We start from the raw sequence: 1,653 nt of genomic DNA, 5'->3' as shown, positions 1-1,653 counted from the left end.
ATATTTACCGATAAGGCATCCGGCAGTTCAACAGACCGGGAAGGGCTGGATTTGCTGAGGATGAAGGTGGAGGAAGGTGATGTCATTCTGGTTAAGAAGCTCGACCGTCTTGGCCGCGACACTGCCGATATGATCCAACTGATAAAGGAATTTGACGCTCAGGGCGTGGCAGTCCGGTTCATTGATGACGGGATCAGTACCGACGGTGATATGGGGCAAATGGTGGTCACCATCCTGTCGGCTGTGGCACAGGCTGAACGCCGGAGGATCCTAGAACGCACGAATGAGGGCCGACAGGAAGCAAAGCTGAAAGGAATCAAATTTGGCCGCAGGCGTACCGTGGACAGGAACGTCGTGCTGACGCTTCATCAGAAGGGCACTGGTGCAACGGAAATTGCTCATCAGCTCAGTATTGCCCGCTCCACGGTTTATAAAATTCTTGAAGACGAAAGGGCCTCGTGATACGCCTATTTTTATAGGTTAATGTCATGATAATAATGGTTTCTTAGACGTCAGGTGGCACTTTTCGGGGAAATGTGCGCGGAACCCCTATTTGTTTATTTTTCTAAATACATTCAAATATGTATCCGCTCATGAGACAATAACCCTGGTAAATGCTTCAATAATATTGAAAAAGGAAGAGTATGAGTATTCAACATTTTCGTGTCGCCCTTATTCCCTTTTTTGCGGCATTTTGCCTTCCTGTTTTTGCTCACCCAGAAACGCTGGTGAAAGTAAAAGATGCTGAAGATCAGTTGGGTGCACGAGTGGGTTACATCGAACTGGATCTCAACAGCGGTAAGATCCTTGAGAGTTTTCGCCCCGAAGAACGTTTTCCAATGATGAGCACTTTTAAAGTTCTGCTATGTGGTGCGGTATTATCCCGTGTTGACGCCGGGCAAGAGCAACTCGGTCGCCGCATACACTATTCTCAGAATGACTTGGTTGAGTACTCACCAGTCACAGAAAAGCATCTTACGGATGGCATGACAGTAAGAGAATTATGCAGTGCTGCCATAACCATGAGTGATAACACTGCTGCCAACTTACTTCTGACAACGATCGGAGGACCGAAGGAGCTAACCGCTTTTTTGCACAACATGGGGGATCATGTAACTCGCCTTGATCGTTGGGAACCGGAGCTGAATGAAGCCATACCAAACGACGAGCGTGACACCACGATGCCTGCAGCAATGGCAACAACGTTGCGCAAACTATTAACTGGCGAACTACTTACTCTAGCTTCCCGGCAACAATTAATAGACTGGATGGAGGCGGATAAAGTTGCAGGACCACTTCTGCGCTCGGCCCTTCCGGCTGGCTGGTTTATTGCTGATAAATCTGGAGCCGGTGAGCGTGGGTCTCGCGGTATCATTGCAGCACTGGGGCCAGATGGTAAGCCCTCCCGTATCGTAGTTATCTACACGACGGGGAGTCAGGCAACTATGGATGAACGAAATAGACAGATCGCTGAGATAGGTGCCTCACTGATTAAGCATTGGTAACTGTCAGACCAAGTTTACTCATATATACTTTAGATTGATTTAAAACTTCATTTTTAATTTAAAAGGATCTAGGTGAAGATCCTTTTTGATAATCTCATGACCAAAATCCCTTAACGTGAGTTTTCGTTCCACTGAGCGTCAGACCCCG

General features: G+C 47.4%; 2 protein-coding genes. Both read left to right on the top strand.

Features of this window, described 5'->3' with window-relative positions:
- The coding region (locus tag K0778_RS25895) for a recombinase family protein (RefSeq protein WP_023155264.1) at window positions 1–462 on the top strand (462 nt) is incomplete at its 5' end.
- Between the two features lie 182 nt (window positions 463–644).
- Window positions 645–1,505: a broad-spectrum class A beta-lactamase TEM-1 gene (locus tag K0778_RS25890; protein WP_000027057.1), complete on the top strand. Its 861-nt coding sequence runs from the start codon at window positions 645–647 to the stop codon at window positions 1,503–1,505.
- Window positions 1,506–1,653: the final 148 nt, after the last annotated feature.

It is taken from the genome of Escherichia sp. XD33, from assembly GCF_019375075.1.
Lineage (GTDB): Bacteria > Pseudomonadota > Gammaproteobacteria > Enterobacterales > Enterobacteriaceae > Enterobacter > Enterobacter flexneri_A.
This window is presented reverse-complemented; position numbering and strand designations above follow the sequence as displayed.

Excerpts from the sequence above, each read along its gene's own strand:
- K0778_RS25890 (WP_000027057.1), top strand. The coding sequence starts at position 645 with ATGAGTATTCAACATTTTCGTGTCGCCCTTATTCCCTTTTTTGCGGCA.